General features: G+C 38.7%; 3 protein-coding genes and 1 rRNA gene. 3 read left to right on the plus strand and 1 reads right to left on the minus strand.

The genetic code is table 11. The annotated features are described in order from the left end of the window. A partial coding sequence (locus WQ54_RS17635) for a transposase (RefSeq protein ID WP_046585395.1) occupies positions 1-512 on the plus strand: 512 nt, incomplete at its 5' end. A 99-nt stretch (positions 513-611) separates the two neighbouring features. Here WQ54_RS17635 and pdaB read toward each other — a convergent pair. Continuing rightward, positions 612-1376, minus strand: a complete 765-nt coding sequence (gene pdaB, locus WQ54_RS17640; protein WP_046585928.1) for a polysaccharide deacetylase family sporulation protein PdaB — start codon at positions 1374-1376, stop codon at positions 612-614. A 119-nt stretch (positions 1377-1495) separates the two neighbouring features. Between pdaB and WQ54_RS17645 the strand changes: the two genes are divergently transcribed. Continuing rightward, positions 1496-1684 carry a hypothetical protein gene (locus WQ54_RS17645; RefSeq protein ID WP_046585931.1) on the plus strand — a complete coding sequence of 63 codons (189 nt, stop codon included), beginning with the start codon at positions 1496-1498 and terminating at the stop codon, positions 1682-1684. Between the two features lie 278 nt (positions 1685-1962). Continuing rightward, positions 1963-2458 (plus strand): 16S ribosomal RNA (locus WQ54_RS17650); the annotation flags it as partial.

Genomic DNA, 2458 nt, shown 5'->3' on the forward strand with positions numbered 1-2458 from the left:
TTGCGAAATATTTAATGGACAAAGAAATTAGACCTGTTATGCCTTACACAAGACCCCACACTAAAGATGAATTCATGAAAAAATATGAATATGTCTACGATGAATATTATGATTGCTATATTTGTCCGAAGGATCAAATACTTCCTTACCGCACAACGACCAGAGATGGTTACAGACAATACGCATCAAATCCAGCCATTTGTAAGGATTGCCCACTCCTTGATTCATGTACACACAGTAAGGATAAGAGGAAAATGATTCACCGACATATTTGGGAAGATAAAATTGATGAGGTTAATCATTTACGGCATACAGAAATGAATAAAAACATATACGCTAAGCGAAAAGAGACAATAGAACGTGTCTTTGCAGATGCTAAAGAAAAGCATGGCATGCGATGGACCACTTTAAGAGGAATTAAAAAAGTGGCCATGCAGGCGATGCTAACTTTTGCTGCCATGAATCTCAAGAAAATGGCAAACTGGGCATGGAAGTATCCATGCCCAGCCTAAGAAAATAAAGAGAAAATGCAAACCCCATTTCAAATCAAGGATTTGAAATGGGGTTTGTCTACGGTCTGAGAGCTAGTATATACTAGCTCTTTTTATGTTCTATCTAATTTCTTTTGTTTTTGTCTCAGCGTTGGCAATAAGCTCTCCTACAGAAGCGTTTTTAAGTCCTTTTTCTTTAATTGCTCCTATAATGAGCGGCAATGCATTATTTGTTTGTTTTGCTGAGTCAGAGGCATGTAAGAGGACAATATCTCCGCCCTTTATAGATGATGTTGTATTTTTTACGATTTCTTCTACTCCAGGATTCGTCCAATCATCTGAATCGATACTATAATGAATAACGGTATAACCTTGTTTTTGTGCAATGGAAAGTACTTCCTTATTAAATCCTCCGCTTGGTGGTCTAAGTAATGTAACATTTTTTACTCCAAGTTCTGTGAAGACCTCCTGTGCCAGTGATAAGTCTTTTCTAACTTCATTTGGTTCGAGATCCCGATAATTTTCATAATTATATCCCATACTGCCAATTTGGTGCCCGTCTTTAACAATCCGTTTTACGATATCAGGATGTCTCTCAGCCCAGGAAGCGGATAGAAAAAAGGTAGCATTATTAATATTTTGTTTCTTTAACGTATCAAGAATCGGTTCCGCTTTAACATCTCCCCAACTAATGTCAAAGGTTAGAGCAATTTGATTATTTTTCGTTTCTCCCCGATAAATGGCTTTAGGGCCGTCTGAAGTTGAAAAGACAGGGAAATTCAATACATTTTCTACATATAAAATTCCAGCTGTAAAGAAAGCAGCCACCATAATCAAAGCCAGTTGTTTAATTTTTTTCATATGAATGATATGAAATTGATTCATAATGGTCCTCCTCGTCCTACTTACTCTTGAGACAAGTTTATGCTTTGTCTTCAATGAAAATGATTATAAATAAAAGAAATTAGAAAGAATGAAGATTAAATGGCTTTTGGAGGACGGAAATGATCTATTATTTATTTAATGATAAAGAAAGGATGCAGCTAGAGGATCTACTTAAGAATGAAATCAATGTTGTAAAAGATTTATTAAGCAGGGATGAAGGCTTGGGAAATGTTAATTGGATAAAAATAAGGGCATTACAAGAAAGAAACGAGCTTTTGTTAGGTTTACTTAATAAGATTTCTAGATGATTAAAAAAAATCGAGAATTCTTATTGACTATATAAAATATACATGTTATATTAATTTTCGTCGCTTACGAGCGATACTATCGCAAACAACAATGATAAAAAATATTTCAAAAAAGATATTGACGATCGAGTTGTTAAGTGATATATTAAGAAAGTCGCTTCTAGACGAAACGACATGATAATGATCTTTGAAAACTAAACAAAACCAAGCGTGCCAACGTTAATTTCGATTAACAAACAACGTACTAAATAGTACATTTTATGAGCTGTATCAACTCTTTATTGGAGAGTTTGATCCTGGCTCAGGACGAACGCTGGCGGCGTGCCTAATACATGCAAGTCGAGCGAATCTGAGGGAGCTTGCTCCTGACGATTAGCGGCGGACGGGTGAGTAACACGTGGGTAACCTGCCTGTAAGATTGGGATAACTCCGGGAAACCGGAGCTAATACCGGATAACATTTCGAACCGCATGGTTCGAAGTTGAAAGGTGGCTTTTGCTACCACTTACAGATGGACCCGCGGCGCATTAGCTAGTTGGTGAGGTAACGGCTCACCAAGGCGACGATGCGTAGCCGACCTGAGAGGGTGATCGGCCACACTGGGACTGAGACACGGCCCAGACTCCTACGGGAGGCAGCAGTAGGGAATCTTCCGCAATGGACGAAAGTCTGACGGAGCAACGCCGCGTGAGCGAAGAAGGCCTTCGGGTCGTAAAGCTCTGTTGTTAGGGAAGAACAAGTACCGTTCGAATAGGGCGGTACCTTGACGGTACC

The organism is Bacillus sp. SA1-12 (assembly GCF_000981385.1).
Classification (GTDB): Bacteria; Bacillota; Bacilli; order Bacillales; family Bacillaceae; genus Metabacillus.

Bases quoted from the DNA above. Each gene is read 5' to 3' on its own strand.
- WQ54_RS17645 (WP_046585931.1), top strand. From the start codon at position 1,496: ATGATCTATTATTTATTTAATGATAAAGAAAGGATGCAGCTAGAGGAT.
- pdaB (WP_046585928.1), bottom strand. From the start codon at position 1,376: ATGAATCAATTTCATATCATTCATATGAAAAAAATTAAACAACTGGCT.